The following is a 20,416-nucleotide window of genomic DNA, read 5'->3' as shown; positions in this document are numbered from 1 at the left end:
ACAGGGAGTGTCTGTGTCAGCGGGCGACGTCTTGGCCGAGGAGCAGGTCGAGCTCGGCGCGACGGGGCAGGCCTTCCCAGTCGCCGTGGGCGGCTACGGCGAAGGCTCCGCAGGTGGCGGCGAGGTGTAGGCGGGTGGAGAGGGCAGCGCCGTCGAGGTGGCCGGTGAGGTATCCGGCGACGAAGGCGTCTCCTGCTCCGATCGGATTCACCAGGGTGATCGGGACGATGTTCTGGACGGCCTCGCCCTCGTCGGTGACGGCGTGCGCGCCGTGGGCGCCGAGTTTCAAAACCGCCTCGCGTGGGCCGAGTTCGAGCAGGGCGCGTGCCATGGTGGCGGGGTCGGCCTCGGGGACGATCAGCGTGGCTTCATCTGGGCTGGCGAAGACGATGTCGGCGCGGGTGACGAGGTCGGAGAGTTCAGCTGCGGCGTCCTGGCGGGACCACAGTTTCGCCCGGTAGTTGAGGTCCAGGGAGACGGTCACGCCCGCTTGGCCGGCGAGTTCCACTGCGTGTCGGATCGCGGCGCGGGGGCCCGCGCCGAGGGCGGGGGTGATTCCGGTGATGTGCAGTATGCGGGCGTGCGCGATGAGTTCGGGGTCGATGTCATCAGGGGTGAGGCGGGAGCCGGCGAGCCCGTGGCGGTAGTAGGTGACGCGTGTGTGGTCCTGGGTGCGGCATTCACGCAGCATGAGACCGGTCGGAGCGCTGGCGTCGACACGGGCACGGGTGACGTCTACGGCCTCGCCCCGCAGTCCTTGGAGGATCATCGTGCCGGCGCTGTCAGCTCCGACCCGTCCGGTCCAGGACGCGGTGTGTCCAAGGCGGCTGACGCCGATGGCGACGGTGGCTTCCGCTCCTGCGAACGCCAGGTGAAGGGCTGCGCCTGAGGTGAGGGGGCCGGGCCGCTCGGCGGCGACGACGGCCATGGCCTCTCCGATGGTGACCAAGGCGGTCATGAGCGGATGCCGTCAAGGAGCGTTGCGGCCCGCTCGCGCAGCGCGTCGAGGTCTCCGCCCTCGCATGCGTCTCCGACCAGAGGGCTTCCCATACCCAGCGCATGCGCGCCGGCTGCCAGGTAGGCGGGGGCTTGGTCGAGCCCGATGCCTCCGGTGGGGATGAGCGGGATGTAGGGCAGGGGTGCCCGGACGGCTCTCAGATAATCCGGGCCTCCGATGGAGGCGGGAAAGAGCTTGACCATGGTCGCGCCCTCCCACCAGGCAGCCAGGATCTCGCTTGGTGTCAGGGCGCCGGGGAGTACGGGGACCCCCAAGCGGCGTCCTTCCCTGATGACGTCCAGGCAGGTGGCGGGGGTGATGAGGTAGGTGGCGCCTGCCTCTACCGCGCGCGCCGCGTCAGCGGGGGTCATCACGGTTCCCGCGCCAAGGGCGAGCCCCTCGGGCTTGGACTGCGCGTACTCGCGTAGAGCGGGCAGGACGTCGGGGGTTGTGAGGGTGAATTCGACGGCTGCAATGCCCGCTTGGTGGAGGGTGTCGGTGGTGGCGGCGAAGTGGCGGGGCGTGTGAGAGCGCAGGATGGCTATCACGGGTGCGGCGGCCAGTGCGGTAGCCAGGTCGGTCATGGTGTGGTACCTCGCGGGGTGGTCGAGCGGCTCAGGAACGGTGTGGGGGCGTCGGCGAAGGGCGAAATGGGGAGCCCTTCGGCGCCGGGGCGGCAGATGAAGAGGCGTCCGGCAAGGGGCTCGGCTGAGAGCTGTCGGGAAGTCAGTCCGTCGGCAGCTGTAGTGATCACCAGGAGGTCGAGGGCTGGACCGGCGAATGCGCAGCTGGTCACCTGGGAGACGGGGACCGTGATTACGGCGTGGAGGGCACCGTCAGGGGTGTAGGCCCTGACCTGCCCGGCGCCCCACATGGCCACCCAGACCCGGCCCTCGGTATCGACGGCCAGGCCATCGGGTACGCCGGTGTCGCCGGTGTCGGTGAAAGGCCTGCGGCCCCAGAGTGTGCCGGTGGCCGGCTCGTGATCGAAGACGTCGATGCGGCGGGTCGGGCTGTCCGCGTAGTACAGCAGGCGTCCGTCGGGGCTCCAGCCCAGACCATTGGAGATGGTGACCGAGTCGAGCACGGTCGTCACGGTGCCGTCGGGGTCCAGGCGGTAGAGCGCGCCAGCACCTGGTGTCGTGTCGTACGCCATGGTGCCGGCGAACAGTTGTCCGCCGGGGCCGCACTTGGCGTCGTTCATCCGCCGCGGCTGTCCGTCGTCAGGTATGTCAGGTGCGGCAAATTCCGTGTCCCACCCAGTCTCGTGGATGTAGTGGAAGGCCGTGCCTGCGGCGGCCATGAGGCCGCCCGACGTACACACCGCGACCGCTCCCACGGGTCGGTCAAGGCTCACGGTGCTTCTGGCGCCCAGGTCCGGCAGCCCACCGCGGTCCTCTCGGGCCACCAAAGGAGCCCGGTGGACGAGCCCGGCAGTGATGTCCACCCACAGAAGGTTCTGTGATTTGGCGTGCCAGAGGGGTCCTTCTGTCAGGCGCCCCGGTGGAGGTGAGCAGGGCAGTGCAGACAGTTGCATGGGTTGGCTCCTTGCGTCCGGCGAAACTCTATGACTTCTTCTAACTGATGTAAATACTCGTAGTCCAACCCTTGGAATAAACTGACGCCGAGGGCGCCGGTCTCTGCGGCGTCAGAGTGGAAGGGACCCGCCCCATGGCTCCAGGCACCGCCCAAGACATCCGTCAGCGCAACCGTTTTGACGCGCTACGGGCCGTTTTCGCAGGCCCTGTGAGCCGGCAGGAAATCGCCGCGGCAACCGGGCTGTCCTTCGCGACGGTGGCCAATCTGGTCGCGGAACTCCTGGAGGCCGGAGTCCTTCTGGAGTCCGGGCACGAGGAGTCGAAGGGCGGACGTCCGCGCGCGCAACTCGCGGTCAACGCCCAACGGGGCGCCCTGGTCGGCATCGATGTCGCCGAGACATCCGTACGGGTCGAGCTGTTCGACTTGGCGCTGACTGCGCTGCGGAGCGTATCGCTGCCCCTGCCTCAGGCCGGCGTGAGCCCGGAGGAGGTCATCGCCACCATCGCGGCCGGGGTCGAGGCCCTGATGGACGACACGAACTCTCCCCCGCCCATCCTGGGAGCGGGCGTCTGCGTCCCGGGGCTCGTCGAGCGCGAGGGAGGAGTGTCGGTGTTCTCCCCTTACTGGTCCTGGCGCGACGTACCAGTACGGTCCCTGCTCGCCGAGCGCCTACCCATGCCCCTGTATCTGGACAATCCACTCAAGGCCAGCGCTGTCGCGGAGATGTGGTTCGGTGCCGGACGCGAAGTCGAGAACCTCCTAGTCGTCACCCTGAGATCAGGCGTCGGCGTGGGCATCGCAGTTGACGGAGCGCTGTACCGGGGCGCCACGAACAGTGCCGGCGAGTGGGGCCACACCTGCCTGGTCCCCGGGGGGCGAGAGTGCAGATGCGGTCGGCTGGGTTGTGTGGAGGCGTACGTCAGTACGCGCGGCATCGTCGAGACCGTAAGGGAGCTGGACGAGAGGAGTCCTCTCCTAGATCCCGAGGAGGCGACCGTCGTCAGCTCGGTCGCCCGTGCCTGGACCGAAGGCAACCCCGTAGCCGTGGAGACCGTGACACGGACCGCCCGCTACCTTGGCCTGGCCTCAGCGGATCTCCTCAACCTCTTCAATCCGCAAACGCTGGTACTGGGTGGCTGGGTAGCGGACTGCCTGGGCGAGCCGCTGCTGCGGCAGACCCGCGAGGTCATCGCGGAGCGGGCGCTCCCGGCGACCCTGCAGGCGCTCACCCTGCAGCTGAGCAACGTACCGGGCCAGCCGGTCACGCTTGGTGCTGCCACATTCGCCTTGGAAGGTTTCCTGAACGACCGCGCGACCTTCGGCGCCGTTGCGGCAGGACGCCGAGCCGCGCGGGCGGCCAAAGGGCGGACGTCCTGACAACACGTGCGGTCGAAGCCCGGGCTGCGGCCATCGACTTCAGCGCCTGGGTCTGCGCCACACTGCGCTGCCCGTCGGTGTGCGGGTGCTTTCCCGTAGTCCACCCAGCTGATCCGCGGGCGACCTGTTCAGGCAGCTCGGCGTCGCACCAGGCGGGCTCCGGCCACGTACAGGCTGTCGCTGCTCAGGGTGGTGGCGCGCTCGGCGTACGGGATGCCGGACTTCACGAGGCGCTCCATCAGGGCGAACGGAAGGGCCTGCTCGGCGTCGTCCTCGCGCAGACGGATCAGTGCCGTGTCTTCAGGCCGAGGTCGACGAAGGGACCGGTCTGTACTCGGGTGTGATGGTGGTGTGCATGATGGGCTTCCTTGCCTGGAATACAGGTCTTCCCGATGAGAAGGCGGGCCGGCCCGGACACTCGCCCCAGCCGGCCCTCCGTGCCGTCAACCGTCCCCTCGCCATCGGTGGCGTCGAGCATGCGGAACCGCCCGGGAGATCTCCTTCCCGGGCGGCCTGCATTGCGGGTGTCAGGCGCAGTTCACCTTGGCGTTGGCCCAGTCGGCATGGTCTGCGCTGTTGCTTCCGTCGGCGTTCTCGACGACAAGCTCGAGCAGGTGCGCGCTGGTGATGTCGGCGTCGATGGTGGCCGCTCCGCCGCTTCCGAGGAGCGTCGCCGTCTCGGCCTTCTTGACGCCGTCGGCGTGCACCTTGAACTTCACAGAGCCGGAGTCTCCGACCTCGTCGTCGACGCCGACGGTTGCCGTGAAACGGGTGCACTGGCCTGCGAGGTAGACCAGGACGTTGCTGGCGGCGTGAGTGCCCAGACCGGTGGTGTAGGTCTGACCGGCGATCTTGAGCTGCTGGCCGTCAGCGGCGGCTCGGTTGCCGTTGCTGCGGTTGCGTTCGACCGGTCCGTAGCCGTTCTCCTCCCTGAGGAACGTGAGGGAGCTGACGTCGGTGTCCGACGTCGGGCCCTGAAGGACGATCGAGGGGTTCCGGATGATTCTGGAGTCGAGGATCTGCCGGTCGGTTTGTTCCTGGCGGTAGGTGGCGGTCGTGGTGATCTTGGCCAGGGGCGGGAGTGTGCCGCCCGGTGCGGTGACGTTCCAGGTGGTGGTCATGGAGGCGCCTGCGATGAGGTTCGTTGCGGTGGTGGCGTTGGTTGCCTGAGCCGTCCAGCCGGCCGGCAGGTTAAGGGCAAGGCTGATCCCGGATGCGGCCTGCTGCCCGGCCGGTACGGAGAAGTCCGCCGAGATCGGGAAGGTGGTGGAGGCCTTGGCAGTGTCGGGGGCGTTCAGGGTGAGTGCGGCGCCGGGCGCCGCGGGCATGGCGTAGGTCGTGGCGTTGTAGCCGGGGCCGGCGACCAGGGCGGGGTTCAGGCTGGAGAGGGTGGTGCCGAGGTTCTCCAGGGTCACGGTGCCCAGGCCGCCGGTGGTCTTGTCCTCGTTCCACAGGGCGATGGCGATGGTGTTGTCGCCGTGGGGGTCGAGGAGGCCGTTGGGGAGCGGGAAGACCTTCTGCGGTCCCTTGTGGTTGATGTAGTTGCCGAGGAGCCAGCCGTTGACGTAGATCAGGGCCCGGTACTTGCGGCTCGGATCGTCAGCGATCTTCAGGCCGATGGAGGTGTCCTGGCCGGCGGGCAGGTTGAGGGTGGCCTTGGTGCGGTACCAGGAGACGCCGGGTGTGGTGTCGCGGGTGGCGAGGCCGGTGGTGCTCCAGCTGCTGTCCGGGAAGCCGGGCAGGGTCCAGCCGGCCCGCTCGCCGTAGAGGCCGCCGGTGTTCATCGGGCCGCGGGCGACGTCGACGAGGTCCTGTCCGCCCCGAGCGCCCTGGAGGCGCCAGGTGATGGTGCTCGACGAGCCGCTGACGAGGGCGCCGGTCAGGCCGCGCGCCTCCTTGTTGTAGTCGTTCATGCCGGGGTTCTGGTTGTGGCCGTTGTTCGACACCAGTACGGACACCACGTTGTCGCCAGTCGGCTTCAGGGCGGCGGCTGGGAAGGCGAACGTCCGGGACTTGCTTTCGCTGCTGCCCAGGAAGGTGCCGTTGAGCCAGACCGAGTACACGCCTCCGCCGCCGGGCTGCGCGAAGAGGCTGATGCTGTCGGTGCCGGCGCCGGCCTTGAAGCGGCCGCGGTACCAGGTGTCGCCGTAGTGGTAGCCGTAGTCATCAGTGAACAGCACCGGCAGGGTGACGGGCTTGGTGATGCTGTGGGAGGTGGTCTTGTCGGCCACCTTCCAGGTGGAGTCGTCGAAACCGGGCTGTGCCTCCGGCGACTCCGCCGCGTGCTTCCACTGAGTGAGCGCGGGCAGGGCGGCCGGAGCCGGGCCCGGCAGGTTGCCGACCGCGGAGCCGCCGGCGCCGGGCTGGGTGGCCAGCGGCGTGCCGTTGAAGGTGATGGGGTCCGAACCGTTCGCGAAGACCTCGATGGGCTGGGCCTTGGCGCTGTCTCCGGTCAAGTCGAGGCGTCCGGATTGTGCGGTGGCGGTGCGCAGCAGGTCGCTGCCATATACGAGGACCGGTCCGCTGGAGCTGCCGGCCTTCCAGAACTTCTTGGCGTTCTGGTCGTCGCCCAGGAGCAGCAGGAGGGGCTGGGGGCCGCCGGTGATCAGGACGCGGGCGAGGCCGTTGTGGGTGTAGTTCAGGCGCAGGTCGCCGGTGGCGGGGTCCCAGGTGTTCTCGACGTTTCCGGCCAGGACCTGAACGGTGGGCCGCTGGGGGTAGTTCAGGACGGTCTCGCCGGCTTGGCCGTTGCGGCCGTAGAGGACGGCGGTGTCGCGGCCGTCGATCTTGGCGTGCGTCATGATCTCGGAGGTGGAGTACTGGAGCTGGGAGTCGCCGAGCCGGTAGTCGGCGACAAGGGTCTTGGAGTCGCGGCCGGCAAGGGTGATCGCGGTGTCGGCCTTCTGCGGGACGGCGGCGTAGACCCGCCCGTTGGTGACGTCGATGGCGTCGAAGGAGACGTTCGCCCCGATCGCGGCGGCGTTCTTGGTTCCGGTGACCACGATCTTCAGCTCGTGGGCCCCTGCCTGGAGGCCGTCCTTGCTGAAGAGAACCTTGTCCTTTACCTCCGGACTGCCGTAGCCGTCGACGGAAGTGACCTTGACGCCGTCGAGGTAGACGTCGGCGAAGCCGTGGTTGGCTGCCAAGGAACCGATCCAGCGCACGGCGGTGCCGGTGAAGGGCACGGTGATGCTGTCGCCGGCCGTGGAGGAGAAGGACTCTGTGCGCAGGTACTCGCCCACTGTGTATGGGGCCTCGGCGCCGACGTGCTTCCAGGTGCCCGTGTACTTGATCCGCTCGTCCGTGTCGTCGTGGGTGTAGCCCGTGTGGTTGCCGCTGACGTTCAGCGACATGCGGGCGGACGCGGTGGCGGCGGACGTGGAGTCGGTGTGGCGCAGGATGTGGAACTGGGTGTTGGTGTCGGGGTTGACGCGGGCGGTGCCGGTGATCGCAGGGTTGGTCAGCTTGCTCGCGGGTGCGGCGTCGGTCTTGTTGATGGGGCTGACGCTCTGCAGGAAGTAGCCGATCAGCTTGTTCTGCTGGTAGCGGTCGGTGAGCTGGCGGGGCTCGGTGATGGCCGCGCCGTAGTCGTAGGAGGTGTAGGTGCCCGAGACGGCCTGGCGGCCCCAGTTGGTTCCGCCGTACAGCATGTAGAGGCTCTGCAGGGTGGCGCCGGCGGCGATGTTGTTCTTGTAGAACACCGAGGCGAAGTCTGCGCCCATCTTCTGGCGGCACATGTCGCCGTCCGCCCCGCCCCAGTAGTTGATCGAGCCGCCCTGGAACTCGGGGATGTACAGCGGCTTGCCCGGCCGACGATATCCGGCCATGTTGCTCTGGACCGGGCTCCAGGCCGGGTCCTTGCAGTTGAAGCCGAGGGGGTACTTGTCGACGCCGTCGATGTCGAGGGCCCCGGTGCCCTCGTTGTAGGAATCGAAGTTCGGCGGGTTGGCGTTGAAGTGGATGTGGTTTCCCGTGAGGGGCACGGTGATGCCGTCCGCGCGGGCCTTGTCGCGGATGTGGGCCACGTAGGTGCGGTCGGCTTCCGTGTACTGGTAGAACTCGTTCTCGACCTGATAGGCGATGACCGAGCCGGTGCCGTTCTCCAGCTGGTGGCGGGCGATGATCGGGTTGATGTGGTCGAACCACTGGTCGATGGCGGCCAGGTGCTCGGGGTCGGTGGTCTTCTCCCGTCCCGGTTCGACGTTCAGCCAGGCGGGGTAGCCGCCGCCGTCGACCTCGGCCTGGATGTAGGGGCCGGGCCGGGCGATGACGTAGATGCCGACCTCCTGCGCGATGTCGAGCAGCTTGTCGACGTCGCGCACTCCGGAGAAGTCGTAGACGCCCTTCTTCGGGGAGTGGTATGCCCAGTCGAAGTAGAGGGAGACAGCGTTGAACCCGCCTGACTTCATCTTCTGCAGCACGTCACGCCACAGGTCGGGGCTGGGGAGACGGAAGTAGTGGAACTCGCCCGCCCAGATGTAGGTGCGCTTGCCGTCGATCTTGAGCGAGTATCCGTCGTAGTCGACATCTTGGGCGGAGGCCAGGTTCGTGGGGAGGGCGGCCGGAGCAGCTTGGGCGGGCACGGTGCCCGCGAGGCCGCCGACGGCTATGGATACGCTGACCAGCAGGGCTGATATCGCCCTGGGACCAGTTCTGGGCATCGGATCTCCCATAGATCGGGTCGGGTGGGACCGCCCCTCGCGGGCCGGCAGCTGCTCCGCCCGAGCCACGCCCTCGGAGCTGGGCACGGCCCTGCGACGGCGTGGCGCGATGGAGCGGTCAGAGGAGCGGTCAGCCCCGCCGGCTACCGGTGCGGGGCTCGAAGAGCCTTGCGGGGCTACAACGCCTGGGTTCTGTGGAACCGCTGGATAGCCGCAAGAGCAACATGAAGCACCATGTCCGCTCATTTTCGAACAGAATGGGCCCAGGAAACAACCTGCGTCAAGGCTCAGCGCACCGGAAACCTTCTACCGCTCCACGAGCACTGCCCACTGGGGGGCCAGCCCGCCGCCTGGACTATGAAAGGCACGCCGGCCTCCACGGAGAAGGCGATGAGACCCTCCGCTCGGCCGAGAAGCCTGTCGGACGGAGTGTCGGGGCGGATGGAGCGAACGCCGTCGTCCAGGTGCGAAAAAGGGGCCCACAGGCCTTGTCTCTCGGTGTAGCGGCGCCACGTGACCTGGTGAGAGGCGAGCTCGAAGCCTGCGCCGAACTGTTTCAACTCCTGCATGGACCGAGCGATTACGGGTGGATATCGAAGCGGAGCGCTTCGGTCTGAACCCTTGACAGCTACGGAACCGGACGTTTACCTGTGCGTCACATAGTTTGAAAGCGATTGATTCTGAGTAATCATGTTTATTTGATGCTCAGGGCAACTGTGTGTCGCTCCGAGACTCCGCTAGTGGCGGGCAGGGACCACCTACCCCTGGCCGGGACAAGCTCTCGGCGGCGCCCCCCATCGGTCTCGACCCGCTCCACAAGGTGCCGGAAGGCCATGATCCCTCTCAGCAGTCACGGGGATCCTGGCCGGAGAGCACCCAGGCGAGCGGCACGGATAGCCATCGGATGGCCACCTTCAGGCGGTAGTCCGAACCATTCGCACCACGCACATGGGAACGAACATGAGCAGACACCGCACCACGGCCGGCCGGCGAATCACGGCCGCAGCATGCACGATCATGATCGCCGCCGCTGGTCTCTTGACCGCCACGGCCCTCCAAATAGCCGTCGCCCCTCCGGCCGCGGCGCTCGACAACCAGCTCGGACGCACTCCGCAGATGGGCTGGAACAGCTGGAACGCCTACCGCTGCGACATCAACGAGGACAAGATCAAGGCAGCGGCGGACGCCCTCGTCGACAAGGAACTCAAGGCAGTCGGCTACACGTACATCAACGTCGACGACTGCTGGCAGGCGGGGCAGCGCGGCGCGGACGGCAATCTGCAAGCCGACCCCGTTCGCTTCCGGTCAGGCATCAAGGCACTCGCCGACTACGTCCATGGCAAGGGGCTGAAGTTCGGGCTGTACGCGACCCCCGGCAGCCGGACCTGCGCCAACATCTGGGACCACTATCCAGGCCAGCTGGGCAGCCTCGGCCACGAGGAACAGGACGCCAAGACCTTCGCCTCGTGGGGTGTGGACTACCTCAAGTACGACTGGTGCAGGGCGAACGAAGACAACGTCGACGCCGAGCAGGCTTTCACCAAGATGCACGACGCTCTTACCGCGACCGGTCGGCCCATCTTCTACAGCATCCACCGCGAGCCCCAACTGCCCGTCGATCCGTGGCGCCCCGCCGTGGCCAACTCTTGGCGCACCACGTCCGACATCTTCGACAACTGGCGCAGCATGATCGGCAAGGCGCACGCCAATCAGCCGCTCGCCGATCTGGCCCGCCCGGGCGCCTGGAACGACCCCGACATGCTCCATGTCGGCAACGGCGGCATGACCACCGCTGAATACCGCACCCACATGAGCCTCTGGGCCGAAATGGCCGCTCCCCTCCTGATCGGCACCAACCTCTCGAACGCCAACCAGTCCACCCTCGACATCCTCGGCAACGCCGACGTCATCGCTGTCGACCAGGATCCCCTTGGCCGACAGGGGACCGTCGTCTCCTACACCGGCGGTCTGGTGGTCATGGCCAAGCCGCTGGCAGACGGCTCCCGGGCCGTCACGCTCACCAACGAGGGCGAAGCACCGGCCACGATCACCACCACGGCCAAGGCGATCGGCCTCGGCGGAGCCTCCAGCTACCGGCTGAAGGACCTCTGGTCCAAGGCGGTCACCACCTCGACCGGCAATATCAGCGCCACGGTGGCACCACATGACACCGTGATGTACCGGGCCACACCTGAGAGCAAGGTGGCTCCCCCCGCCGGAGTTCACCAGCTCTCCGAGCTGGGCTGGGCGTCGGCGGTGACCGGGTGGGGGCCGGTCGAGCGGAACCTGAGCAACGGTGCGAAGGGCGCCGGGGACGGCCGGACACTGCAGATCAACGACACCACGTACACCAAGGGTTTGGGCGTCCACTCCAACTCCGACATCACCTACTTCCTCGGCGGCCAGTGCACCTCTCTGACCGCCAAGGCTGGCGTGGACGACGAGGTCGCAGCCCGCGGCTCCGTGATCTTCCAGGTCCTGCGCGACGGAGCCAAGGTCGCCGACACCGGCAAGCTGACCGGTGCCGACCCCGCGAAGGCCATCTCCGCCGACCTCACCGGCGCGCAGGAGGTCACCCTGCGCGTCACGGACGCCGGCGACGGCCTTTACTACGACCACGCTGACTGGGCTGACCCTGTCATCAAGTGCGGCCCGGGCTCCGGAACTCACGACCTTTCCGAGCTGGGCTGGGCGTCGGCGGTCAACGGATGGGGCCCGGTTGAGCGGAACCTGAGCAACGGTGCGAAGGGCGCCGGGGACGGCCGGACACTGCAGATCAACGACACCACGTACACCAAGGGTTTGGGCGTCCACTCCAACTCCGACATCACCTACTTCCTCGGCGGCCAGTGCACCTCTCTGACCGCCAGGGCGGGCGTGGACGACGAGGTCGCAGCCGGCTCCGTGATCTTCCAGGTCCTGCGCGACGGAGCCAAGGTCGCCGACACCGGCAAGCTGACCGGTGCCGACCCCGCGAAGGCCATCTCCGCCGACCTCACCGGCGCGCAGGAGGTCACCCTCCGCGTCACCGACGCCGGCGACGGGACCTCCAGCGACCACGCCGACTGGGCTGACCCCGTCATCACCTGCGGCGCATAGCGTCCATGAACCCCGCGCCGTATCACCGTTCCCCCGACGGTGGTACGGCGCGGCTTGCAGCCGGGGCAATGCCGCAACCGACGAGAAAGCCAATGAACTTGGGTGATGCCGGCTCTGTTCGCCTGACGCCGGGTCAGAGGCAGATCCACGGGCATCACAGTGGCCGCCCAGCAGGTCAACGGCAGAGTTCGGCCATACCACCACACCCCGCTGACATCATTTTCCGTGAGCCTCCACAAAATGTGGACCAGAGCCCGTTCTCGCCTGCCTAGCCAGGCACCCGGGTGACAGTCGGCTTCTTGAGAGTGCGGGCGACGTGGTGCTCGAAGGTGGGTGCCGACAAGGCGGGATCCTTAGCGATGTCCTGGTTCGCGGCACGGACAGCAAGCAGCCGGTCGACCTGCTCCTCGCGGCGAACGCTCTTGTCCGTAGGGCGGCCGCCCCCGGCGGAGAGGCGAGCCGACCGCTATCGCTGGACCTGCTGGCAGCATGCGGCGTCGGAGATGGCACGGAAAAGCAGTGCATATGTCGTGAGCACGTTCCAGCACCTGAAACGCTTCGGACACCGCCACACCGAGTTGAACGCGGCAAGCCTGCTCCGCAACGCGAGCGGCCACTCAGGCGTCGCTTCTTCTGGCTGCGGTGTGGACTGGACAGCCTCAGGAAAGCCCAGCTCGTCCAGCAGCGCGTCGAACAGCTCCTCCACGAAGGGCTCCTGTGCGTGCAGCAGTTCCTCGATTCGAGGCAGCTGCGCCGCTGCGGCTGACACCAGCTGCTGACGCCCACATGAGGGCGCCTTCGGCATCGGCCGGCACTCCGCATCGAGCTCTGCACGCTTGTGTCCGATGGCCTCTTCGATGTCCGGGTGGCTATCCACAGGCTCACGTCGTCCACGTCCTCGGGTTCCTCGACGAGGGGGCCCACGGCGTTGTCCAGGTTGAGCCATGCCTGCCAGCGGCGCCCATCGGTGTCCAGGCCGGTCACGAGGGCGACACTGCTGTCGGAGACATCAGCGACGCAAGCCGGCGCGCCAGTCCATTCCACCAAGGCGATCAGGTAATCGTCCTCCCAGACGCCATGCTCCAGCTGCAGGGTCTGCCAGCCGCCCGGTCGCGGCTGCCACTCGTGCACGTCGTCCCTCAGCCCTGGAGCGGTACTGCCGAACAGGGGTGCTTCCAGCAGCGCGCGCTCGCTGCGCGCAGAGATCAGGTTCTCTCTGATCAGCCCATCGACCGGTGCCCCGTGGCGGATTCATTCCTTCACCGCTCCTGCGGTGAGGCCTCGGACGATGTGTGTGCCTGCGAAGGCGAAGAGCACCATGGTGGGCAGGATCGTCAGGACGGCGGCCGCGGACATGAGACTCCAGTCGATGTCGAAGCTGGAGATGAATCCGCTCAGCGCTGGGGGCACGGTCTTGTTGTCATCGCTGTTCATCAAGGTGACGGAAAGGAAGAGTTCGTTCCAGCACGTGACGAAGTTGAAGATGAAGGCCGCCGTGATCCCAGGCTTCATCACCGGCAGCAGGACGCGGAACAATGCTCCGGTCCTGGAGCAGCCGTCGATCATTGCCGCTTCCTCGAGGCTGTCCGGTACGTTCTCGAAGAAGCCGCGGAGCATGACCGTGCAGAACGGGACGCAGAGCGCGATGTAGACCAGCATGAGGCCGAAGCGGTTGTCGACGAGACGCAGGTTGGTCATCAGGAGGTAGAGGGGTCCCAGGGCGATGAAGGCGGGGATCATCTGCGTCACCAGGGCCGCCATGAGCAGGGTCCCTCGGCCTCTGAACCGGAACCGCGCCAGCACGTACGCGGACAGCGTCGCGGCGGCGGTGGCCACTGTGCCCGCGACGGTCGCTACCAGGAGGCTGTTGACGAAATAGGTGCCGAAGCGCGCCTTGTCGAACAGCTCGGTGTAGCTGTCCAGCGAGAAGTGGCGCGGCCAGTAGTCCAGCGGGAAGCTGAGCACCTCGCCCGGGCGCTTGAACGAGGTGATGGCGATCCAGTACAGCGGGAAGATGGTGACGAGGAGCCAGAGGGTGAGGAAGACGGCTTTGAAGGCCCTGCTCAGCGGGGACTCATAGCCCAGCGGTGCCTCGTGCCCGCTCATGCTTTCGCCTCCTTGCCGCGGGTAGCGGTCAGGAAGAAGACGGAGAACACCATGAGCGCCGCGAGGACAAGCAGGGCGAGGGCGGATGCCTTGCCGTAGTCGCCTTGCTGGGTGATGGCGATCATCCAGCTCGACACGATGTGGGTTTCGTTGTTGGGACCGCCGCCTGTCGTTCCGAAGATGATGTCCGGAAAGTTGAAGATCCAGATCACCCGCAGGAGCACGGTCAGCACCAGCGTCGTGCGGATGTAGGGGATGGTGATGTGGAGCAGGGTTCGTGCCCTGCCGGCGCCGTCGAGCGCCGCGGCCTCGTAGATCTCGTCGGGGATCGACTGCAGTGCGGCGAGGATCATGATGGCGAAGAATGTGACGCCGTACCAGATGTTGGCGATGATCACGGCCGCCATGGCGGTTTTCGGGTCGGCGAGCCACGGTACCGGTTCGTCGATGACGTGAGCCTTCATCAGCAGGTCGTTGACGACGCCGAACTCGCTGTTGAACATCCAGCGGAACAGGATGCCGATCAGGAAGCCGGAGATGGCCCAGGGGAAGAAGACCAGGGCCTGGTAGAGGCCACGGAATCGGAACTTTCGGCGCATGTACAGCGCCAGTGCGAAGCCGATCACCAGCTGCGGTAGGAGCGATGCGATCACCCACAGGGCCGTGTTGGCAAGGATGGTTCCCCAGGTGGGGTCGCGGAACAGCGCGGCGAAGTTCCCGAAGCCCACGTAGGAGGTGTCCGTCAGGTCGTTGAGGTTCCAGCGCCGGAATGCCATGTGCGTGCCGGCCAGGACCGGATAGTAGGTGAAGGCCGCGACGAAGATCACCGCCGGCGCCAGATACAGAGCGATCAGCGCTCCGTGCCGCGGCGTGAACTCGCGCTTGCGCCGTCTCCCGGCTGCGGGCTGCGCGAGGGTTGTGCCGCTCTTGTCCCTGGGAGGTTGCCGCTCATCGTGCGGAGGAGTCTGGCGCCTGCGCATGTCAGCTCTGCTCGCTCTTCCATTTGGCGGTCCAGTACGCGTCCCAGTCGGCGAGCATTGTCTTCGCTGTCGTCTTGCCGAGGAGCAGTTTCTGGACGTCGGCGTCCCCCTTCTGCGTCCACTCGGTGAACCACGGCACGTCGCGGGGCTGCGCCACGGTCAGGTACGTGCGCGGGTTCTCGTTCATGGTCACGTAGCTCGCCCAGGGGCCGGTCTTGTAGAAGGGGTCGTCGGCCGCCTGCTTCAGGATCGGGATGAGGCTGTTCTTCCGTGTGAAGGTGGCCGATGCGTCTCCTTCCGAGAGGAACTTGACCAGCGCGACGGCCTCGGCCTTGTGCTTGCTTCCCTCGGCGACCCCCCATCCTGCGGTGGCGAGGGGCTGCACCGCCTTCCCGGTCGGGCCGGTGAGGAGCGGGGCGGTCGTCCACTGTTTCGGCGTGATCGAGCTGGATTCGCGAAGGGTCGCGATCACTTCCGGGTCCTGGAGCAGGAAGGCAGTGGAGCCGTTGGAGAAGCCTTCGACCATTTCGGGATATCCCCAGGCCACGGAGGACGGCGGTGAGCCCTCCTTGAAGAGCCGGAGGTAGGTGGCGAGCGCCTCTTCGGCCTCAGGAGCGGAGAAGATGGTGCTGCCGTCGGACAGTTTGTAGCCGTTGGCCGGGTCGATACGGTCGGCGACGTACGCCTCGATGATCGCCGCGGCGTTGCTGACGGCACCGGGGCCGCCACGGAAGGCGTAGCCGTAGCGGCGTTTCCCGGTGTCCTGGATGGTGCTTGCCTGTTCGAGCAGTTCGTCCCACGTCTTCGGCGGCTGGTCGTAGCCGGCTTCCGCGATGAGATCGGTCCGGTAGAAGAGGCTCAGGCCGTAGAAGCCGTACGGTACGAAGTAGGTTTTACCGCGGGGGTCGGTGGCGGCTTCGGTTGCGGCCGCGGTCAGGTTCTGCCAGCCGGACCAGCTCTTCAGGTCACCGCCCATGTCGTGCAGCCAGCCGTTGTTCGACCACGACCCGACCGTGATGTCCCGGACCTCCAGCGTGTCGACACTGCTGCCTGACTGCAGCATCTGCTGGATCTTCTGGTCCGCCTGCGACGTCGGGGGCGACACCAGATTGACCTTGATCTTGGGATTCTTCTTCTCGAAGTCCTCAAGGAGGTTCCTCAGCACCTCGGTGCGTGCCGGGTTGGTCAGGCTTTCGACCATGTTCAGGGTGACGGTTCCGTCGGCCGTACCTTCACCCCCGGAGCAGGCGGTGGCCGCCGTGGTGAGTAGGAGAGCCAGGGCGGCGGCCGTGATCTTGTGTTTCATGACTGGTCTCCATGGGATGCGGCATAGGCCCACGCCTTCAGGACGGGGACGCAGCGGTCGGCGAAGTACTCGAAGTCCGCTGCCGTGTTGTAGACGTGAGTGGAGATGCGCAGGTAGCCCTGCCCACCGAAGCTGGTGAACGCCGCTGCCACGTTCAGCTCGCGTGCCACCCGGTCACGCAGCGCATCGGCTTCGGCGTGCGTGGCGGCCAGTGGGGCGGGCACCCGCACGAGCCGCAGAGCGTTGACCGGCATGCCGACATCCGTGCGGCAGTCCTCGCCCGTCGCCTCCGACAGAGCGGTGGCGACGGTCTGCTCCGCGTAGTCGGCGAGCTGCCGCATGTAGGTACGTGCGGTCGTCCATCCCCACGCGTCTTCGATGAAGTCGATGGCGGCCGGCGCTGCCAGGTAGCTGGTGGCGTCGCACGTCCCCTGTGAGTCGAAGCGTTCGGGGAAGGGAAGCTTCGCCCCCCAGGAGTCGATGAGGGGAAAGAGTTCATCGCGCAGCCGGGAGCCGGCCACCAGGACCGCGGCACCGCGGGGCGCGCAGGCGAACTTGTGCAGGTTGCCGATCCAGAAGTCGCAGTCGACACCGTTGACTGGCTCTTCGGCCAGACCGGGCACGTGAGCGCCGTCCACCAGGACCGGGATGCCTCGCCGGCGGCCCTCTGCGGCGATCCGCTCCACCGGCATCCACCGGGCGGTCGCAGAGGTGATGTGGTCGATGACGATGAGACCGGTGGCCTCGTTAACTGCTGAGGTCACCGCTTCGTAGGCAGTGTCGGCGTCGGCGTCGAGTGGCACGTGGGCCGTGCGCAGCGAACCTTGCCAACGGCGGGCGAGACGCTCGGCCCCCATGGTCACCGCGCCGTACCCGTGATCCGTGACCAGCACCTCACCTTCGGCACGAACGGGCAAGCTGGTATAGACCACACTGGCGCCCCCGCTGGCGTTCGGGACGAATGCCAGATCGGCGCTGCGCGCCCGTAGGAACCTGGCTACCTTCTCGCGCGCGGCGGCGATCTTCTCGGGCAACGAGGGGAACCACTCCCCGGGGGACGCCTCCATCTGACGACGCAGGATGCTTTGCTGCGCTTGGGCCCGGAGTGGAACCGCACCGTACGAGCCGTGATTCAGGTGCGTGATCTTCGACGACAGCGACCAAGCTGCCGCGGCCGGCCGGCCGTCGGCCATAGCCAGCGGGCTCGGCGCCGTCACGCGATTCGGCAGGCTCACGAGACTCCTCATTCGCCTTGACATCAGACGTGCACCAAAAGACATGTGATGGTATCTGGACAGCATGGGACAAGCGGTGCCAGCGTGGCAACAATTTGGCCACATTCATCAGATGAATCATAAATGCGTATGATGACTAGAGGAGCAAGTGGGGATCGCACCGGTTTGGAGAAGGCAGACATGTCCGCAGTCGACAGAGCGTTCCACGGCCTGCGCCACATGATTTCCAGTGGCCGTCTCGGGCCCGGGGAGCGTTTTCCCCCCGAGGGTGACCTGTGCGACGAGCTGGAGGTGTCGCGTGGCTCTCTTCGGGAGGCGGTGCGCATGCTGGGGGCTCTGGGCGCGGTCGAGGTGCGGCACGGCTCCGGCACGTTTGTTTCGCAGCTGCGGCCGGAAGACCTCCTGGGGCGCCTGTCCCTGACCGTGGAGCTCCTTCCCCTCGATGGGCTGCTTGAGCTGTTTGAGGTCCGGCGTGTGCTGGAGGCGCATGTGATGGCCAAGGCTGCGGCGCGGATCACGCCCGAGGAACTCCAGGTTCTCTACGGTTTCATCGAAAAGATCGAGGGGTCTGAGGATCCTGTGGAGTTCGCCGACGCGGACCATGGCTTCCACGCGGAGATCGCCCGGATCGGTGGCAGCCGTTCGATGGAAGCCCTACTCACTGTCTTCCGTTCCCGTTCGCGTCACTACCGGGTCTTCGCCCTTCCTGAAGGCCCGGAGTTCAAGCGCGGCGGAGATGAGGACCACCGGGCCATCATGGCCGCTCTGGCCGACCGGGACCCGACCGCCGCTGCCACAGCTGCGGCCGCCCACATCGCTCGCAGCGAGCGCTGGCTGCGTACCACCCGGCCTCCTGTCATCGACGACGACGCCCGGGACTAGCGCAGGTACGAGCGACCTCCGGGCAGAATCGTCGTCCGATCCCACCCGGAGGCGCCGACGTCACCGCCCTGCGGTCAGCACGTCAGCTTGGCGTCGACCCAGTCGGCGTGGTCGTAAGCCGTGCCGTCGCCGGCGTCGGTGACCACCAGACGCACACTGTGTGCTCCTGTCACGTCCGCGGTGACCGGCTGCGCGGGCATCGAGTTGTCCACCACACCCGTGGCGGCGATCTTCCGGTCGTCAGCCCAGACCTCGTAGGTGACGGTGCCCTTCGTCCCCGTCTCGTCGTCGAGACCAACCGACGCCCGGAGCGTGGAGCATTTGCCTCCGAGGTAGAGGTGTACGACGCTCGGGGCGTTGGCGCCCAGCCCCTTCTTGTAGGTCTGGCCGCCGATCGTCAGCGGCTTCCCGTCACGTGCCTCGCGTCCACCCACGCTGAGATCCCTCTCGACCGGACCCCAGCCGTTGCTGCTGCTCACCCACGGCATGTCGCTGACGTAGCTGAGGCCGGCCTGCGGTGGTACGACAACACTGACCCGCACCGGGTATTCGCTCTTGACCTTCCCCTCCTGAGAGCCGTACGCGGCGGACAGCACGAGGTCGTAGTCACCGGGCCTGGTGCCGGCGGGCGCCTTCACCTTCCAGCCGGTGGTGAAGGTGATGCCGGTGGACAGCTTGCCGGTTCTTGTCGGTGTCGTCGGGCGGATGTCCCACCCCTGCGGGCCGGACAGCTGCACCGAGACCGCCCGCGCCTTCTCGCGGCCATGGTTGGTCAGCGTGGCGCTCACCTGGGCCGGCTGGTCGGTTCGCGCGAACCAATCACCTATGGGGCCGAGCTCCACCGCGGGCGGATAAAACTCACCCCGGCGCTCGGGTGAGATGCGGAGCAGCACGGTGCCGTGCGCGGGCACGGTCGCAGCGATGGTGCCGGCCGAGCTGGAGTCGCTGTGGGCCCACAGGTCGCGCACGCGGTAGTTGCGCGCCTGCGGAAGTCCAGCGGCCAGGGCGCTGGTCTCGATGCGCTGGGGCCGGTCGGACTCGTTGAACAGCGCGACGGCACGGCTTCCGTCGGACAGCTCCTTGACGACGACCCACCGGCCGGCCTCGGAGCTGATGACCGCGCCCTGCCTGCCGAGCGCGTCCTGGTCTACGGCGATGACCTCTCGGTTGGACAGGATCTCGAAGGTCGCGGCGTCCGCCTTACGCAGATCGGTCCCGATGAGCAGAGGGGCCGCCATGACAGACCACATGGAGAACTGGGTGCGGTACTCCGTGTCCGTCATCCCGCCGTTTCCGACCTCGAGCATGTCGGGATCGTTCCAGTTTCCCGGCCCGGCGTAGGCGTGGAGCGGCAGGTTCCTCTTCATGATCGACAGCGTGGAGCCCCAGCTGTCATTGATGTCACCGGTCGTGCGCCACAGGTGACCGACGCCCGCGGCCCATTCCCAGGGCCTGGACTCTCCCCACTCACAGATGCTGAAGACGATCGGCCGGCCGGTCGCCTTCAGGGCGTCGTGCATGGTGGTGTAGCGCTTCTTCGCGTCGACGCCCGTGTTGTAGCAGTTGTCGTACTTGAGGTAGTCCACGCCCCAGTCAGCGAACTGGCGGGCGTCGCTGTACTCGTGGTTCAGCCCGCCCGGGAAGCCGAGCTTGTCGCACGTCTTCGTGCCGGCGCTGGTGTAGATGCCGAACTTCAGGCCCTTGGAGTGGACGTAGTCGGCGACCGCCTTGATCCCGTTCGGGAAGCGGACCGGGTCCGGGACGAGCTTGCCGGCCGCGTCGCGCTTCGGCAGGGCCCAGCAGTCGTCGAGGTTGACGTACTCGTACCCCGCGTCCTTGAGCCCCTTCGTGACGAAGAGGTCGGCGACGCCCTTGATCATGGCTTCGTCGAACTCCGCCCGGCAATGGGTGGAGTTCCAGTTGTTGAAGCCCATCGGGGGCGTCAGGGCCAGGTCGGTGCCTGGGGCGGACAGACGTAAGGGGCTCGGCGGCGCCGGGGCCGGCTCCGCGGCTCCGGCAGGGGCAGCCTGGACCGCCCCGACGAGGGCTGCGCAGGCCACACCGAGCACAAGGCCGCGAACGCGGACAGAGGGAAGTGCACGCACGGATGTTCCTCCGTTCGTGAAGGTTGGGGGATGCGCTTGAGCGCGGCGCCGACAGTACGGGCCCTGGCGGCCCGCGCGCTACACCTCAGACCAAAATCAAACAGATAACAGCGTGACTTTACGGTCGAA

The 20,416-nt window shown here is 67.1% G+C and carries 13 protein-coding genes; 3 read left to right on the top strand and 10 right to left on the bottom strand.

All coding sequences use genetic code 11. The annotated features are described in order from the left end of the window. Positions 1 to 16 precede the first annotated feature (16 nt). Genes ACIQV3_RS37665 through ACIQV3_RS37655 form a run of 3 tightly spaced genes read right to left on the bottom strand, consistent with a single transcriptional unit; the run spans position 17 to position 2,534 of the window. Positions 17 to 958 carry a sugar kinase gene (locus ACIQV3_RS37665; RefSeq protein ID WP_403721013.1) on the bottom strand — a complete coding sequence of 314 codons (942 nt, stop codon included), beginning with the start codon at positions 956 to 958 and terminating at the stop codon, positions 17 to 19. Further along, positions 955 to 1,581, bottom strand: coding sequence for a bifunctional 4-hydroxy-2-oxoglutarate aldolase/2-dehydro-3-deoxy-phosphogluconate aldolase (locus ACIQV3_RS37660; protein ID WP_403721009.1), 627 nt, complete (start codon positions 1,579 to 1,581; stop codon positions 955 to 957). Before ACIQV3_RS37660 ends, ACIQV3_RS37665 begins: the two co-directional genes overlap by 4 nt. Then, positions 1,578 to 2,534 carry an SMP-30/gluconolactonase/LRE family protein gene (locus ACIQV3_RS37655; protein WP_403721006.1) on the bottom strand — a complete coding sequence of 319 codons (957 nt, stop codon included), beginning with the start codon at positions 2,532 to 2,534 and terminating at the stop codon, positions 1,578 to 1,580. The genes ACIQV3_RS37660 and ACIQV3_RS37655 overlap by 4 nt, the downstream gene beginning before the upstream one ends. Positions 2,535 to 2,743: 209 nt before the next feature. On the opposite strand from ACIQV3_RS37655, the gene ACIQV3_RS37650 reads away from it, so the two are divergent. Next, a complete protein-coding gene (locus ACIQV3_RS37650; protein ID WP_403721003.1) occupies positions 2,744 to 3,913 on the top strand; it encodes an ROK family protein in 1,170 nt (389 codons plus the stop codon). 527 nt (positions 3,914 to 4,440) lie between these two features. Here ACIQV3_RS37650 and ACIQV3_RS37645 read toward each other — a convergent pair. Further along, entirely contained in the window at positions 4,441 to 8,574 is a 4,134-nt protein-coding gene (locus tag ACIQV3_RS37645) for a beta-galactosidase (protein ID WP_403720999.1), read from the bottom strand. A gap of 1,017 nt (positions 8,575 to 9,591) precedes the next feature. On the opposite strand from ACIQV3_RS37645, the gene ACIQV3_RS37640 reads away from it, so the two are divergent. After that, a complete protein-coding gene (locus ACIQV3_RS37640; RefSeq protein WP_403720996.1) occupies positions 9,592 to 11,673 on the top strand; it encodes an NPCBM/NEW2 domain-containing protein in 2,082 nt (693 codons plus the stop codon). 466 nt (positions 11,674 to 12,139) lie between these two features. On the opposite strand, the gene ACIQV3_RS37635 is transcribed toward ACIQV3_RS37640, so the two are convergent. From ACIQV3_RS37635 to ACIQV3_RS37615, 5 genes are all read right to left on the bottom strand, one after another. Continuing rightward, complete coding sequence (locus tag ACIQV3_RS37635; protein ID WP_403720992.1) at positions 12,140 to 12,550, bottom strand: hypothetical protein; 411 nt, start codon at positions 12,548 to 12,550, stop codon at positions 12,140 to 12,142. 374 nt (positions 12,551 to 12,924) lie between these two features. Further along, entirely contained in the window at positions 12,925 to 13,779 is an 855-nt protein-coding gene (locus ACIQV3_RS37630) for a carbohydrate ABC transporter permease (protein WP_403720989.1), read from the bottom strand. Further along, positions 13,776 to 14,759, bottom strand: coding sequence for a carbohydrate ABC transporter permease (locus ACIQV3_RS37625; RefSeq protein ID WP_403720986.1), 984 nt, complete (start codon positions 14,757 to 14,759; stop codon positions 13,776 to 13,778). The genes ACIQV3_RS37630 and ACIQV3_RS37625 overlap by 4 nt, the downstream gene beginning before the upstream one ends. Position 14,760: 1 nt before the next feature. Continuing rightward, entirely contained in the window at positions 14,761 to 16,065 is a 1,305-nt protein-coding gene (locus ACIQV3_RS37620; protein WP_403720983.1) for an ABC transporter substrate-binding protein, read from the bottom strand. Then, entirely contained in the window at positions 16,062 to 17,258 is a 1,197-nt protein-coding gene (locus ACIQV3_RS37615; protein ID WP_403721052.1) for an aminotransferase class V-fold PLP-dependent enzyme, read from the bottom strand. Before ACIQV3_RS37615 ends, ACIQV3_RS37620 begins: the two co-directional genes overlap by 4 nt. Positions 17,259 to 17,480: 222 nt before the next feature. On the opposite strand from ACIQV3_RS37615, the gene ACIQV3_RS37610 reads away from it, so the two are divergent. Continuing rightward, positions 17,481 to 18,182, top strand: coding sequence for a FadR/GntR family transcriptional regulator (locus ACIQV3_RS37610; RefSeq protein ID WP_403720980.1), 702 nt, complete (start codon positions 17,481 to 17,483; stop codon positions 18,180 to 18,182). A gap of 74 nt (positions 18,183 to 18,256) precedes the next feature. On the opposite strand, the gene ACIQV3_RS37605 is transcribed toward ACIQV3_RS37610, so the two are convergent. Further along, positions 18,257 to 20,287, bottom strand: coding sequence for an NPCBM/NEW2 domain-containing protein (locus ACIQV3_RS37605; RefSeq protein ID WP_403720978.1), 2,031 nt, complete (start codon positions 20,285 to 20,287; stop codon positions 18,257 to 18,259). Between the last annotated feature and the right edge of the window lie 129 nt (positions 20,288 to 20,416).

The organism is Streptomyces sp. NPDC099050 (genome assembly GCF_044759865.1).
In the GTDB taxonomy this organism is placed as follows: Bacteria; Actinomycetota; Actinomycetes; order Streptomycetales; family Streptomycetaceae; genus Streptomyces.
Note: the sequence above shows the minus strand (reverse complement) of the source record. Positions and strands in the feature narration are given on the sequence as shown.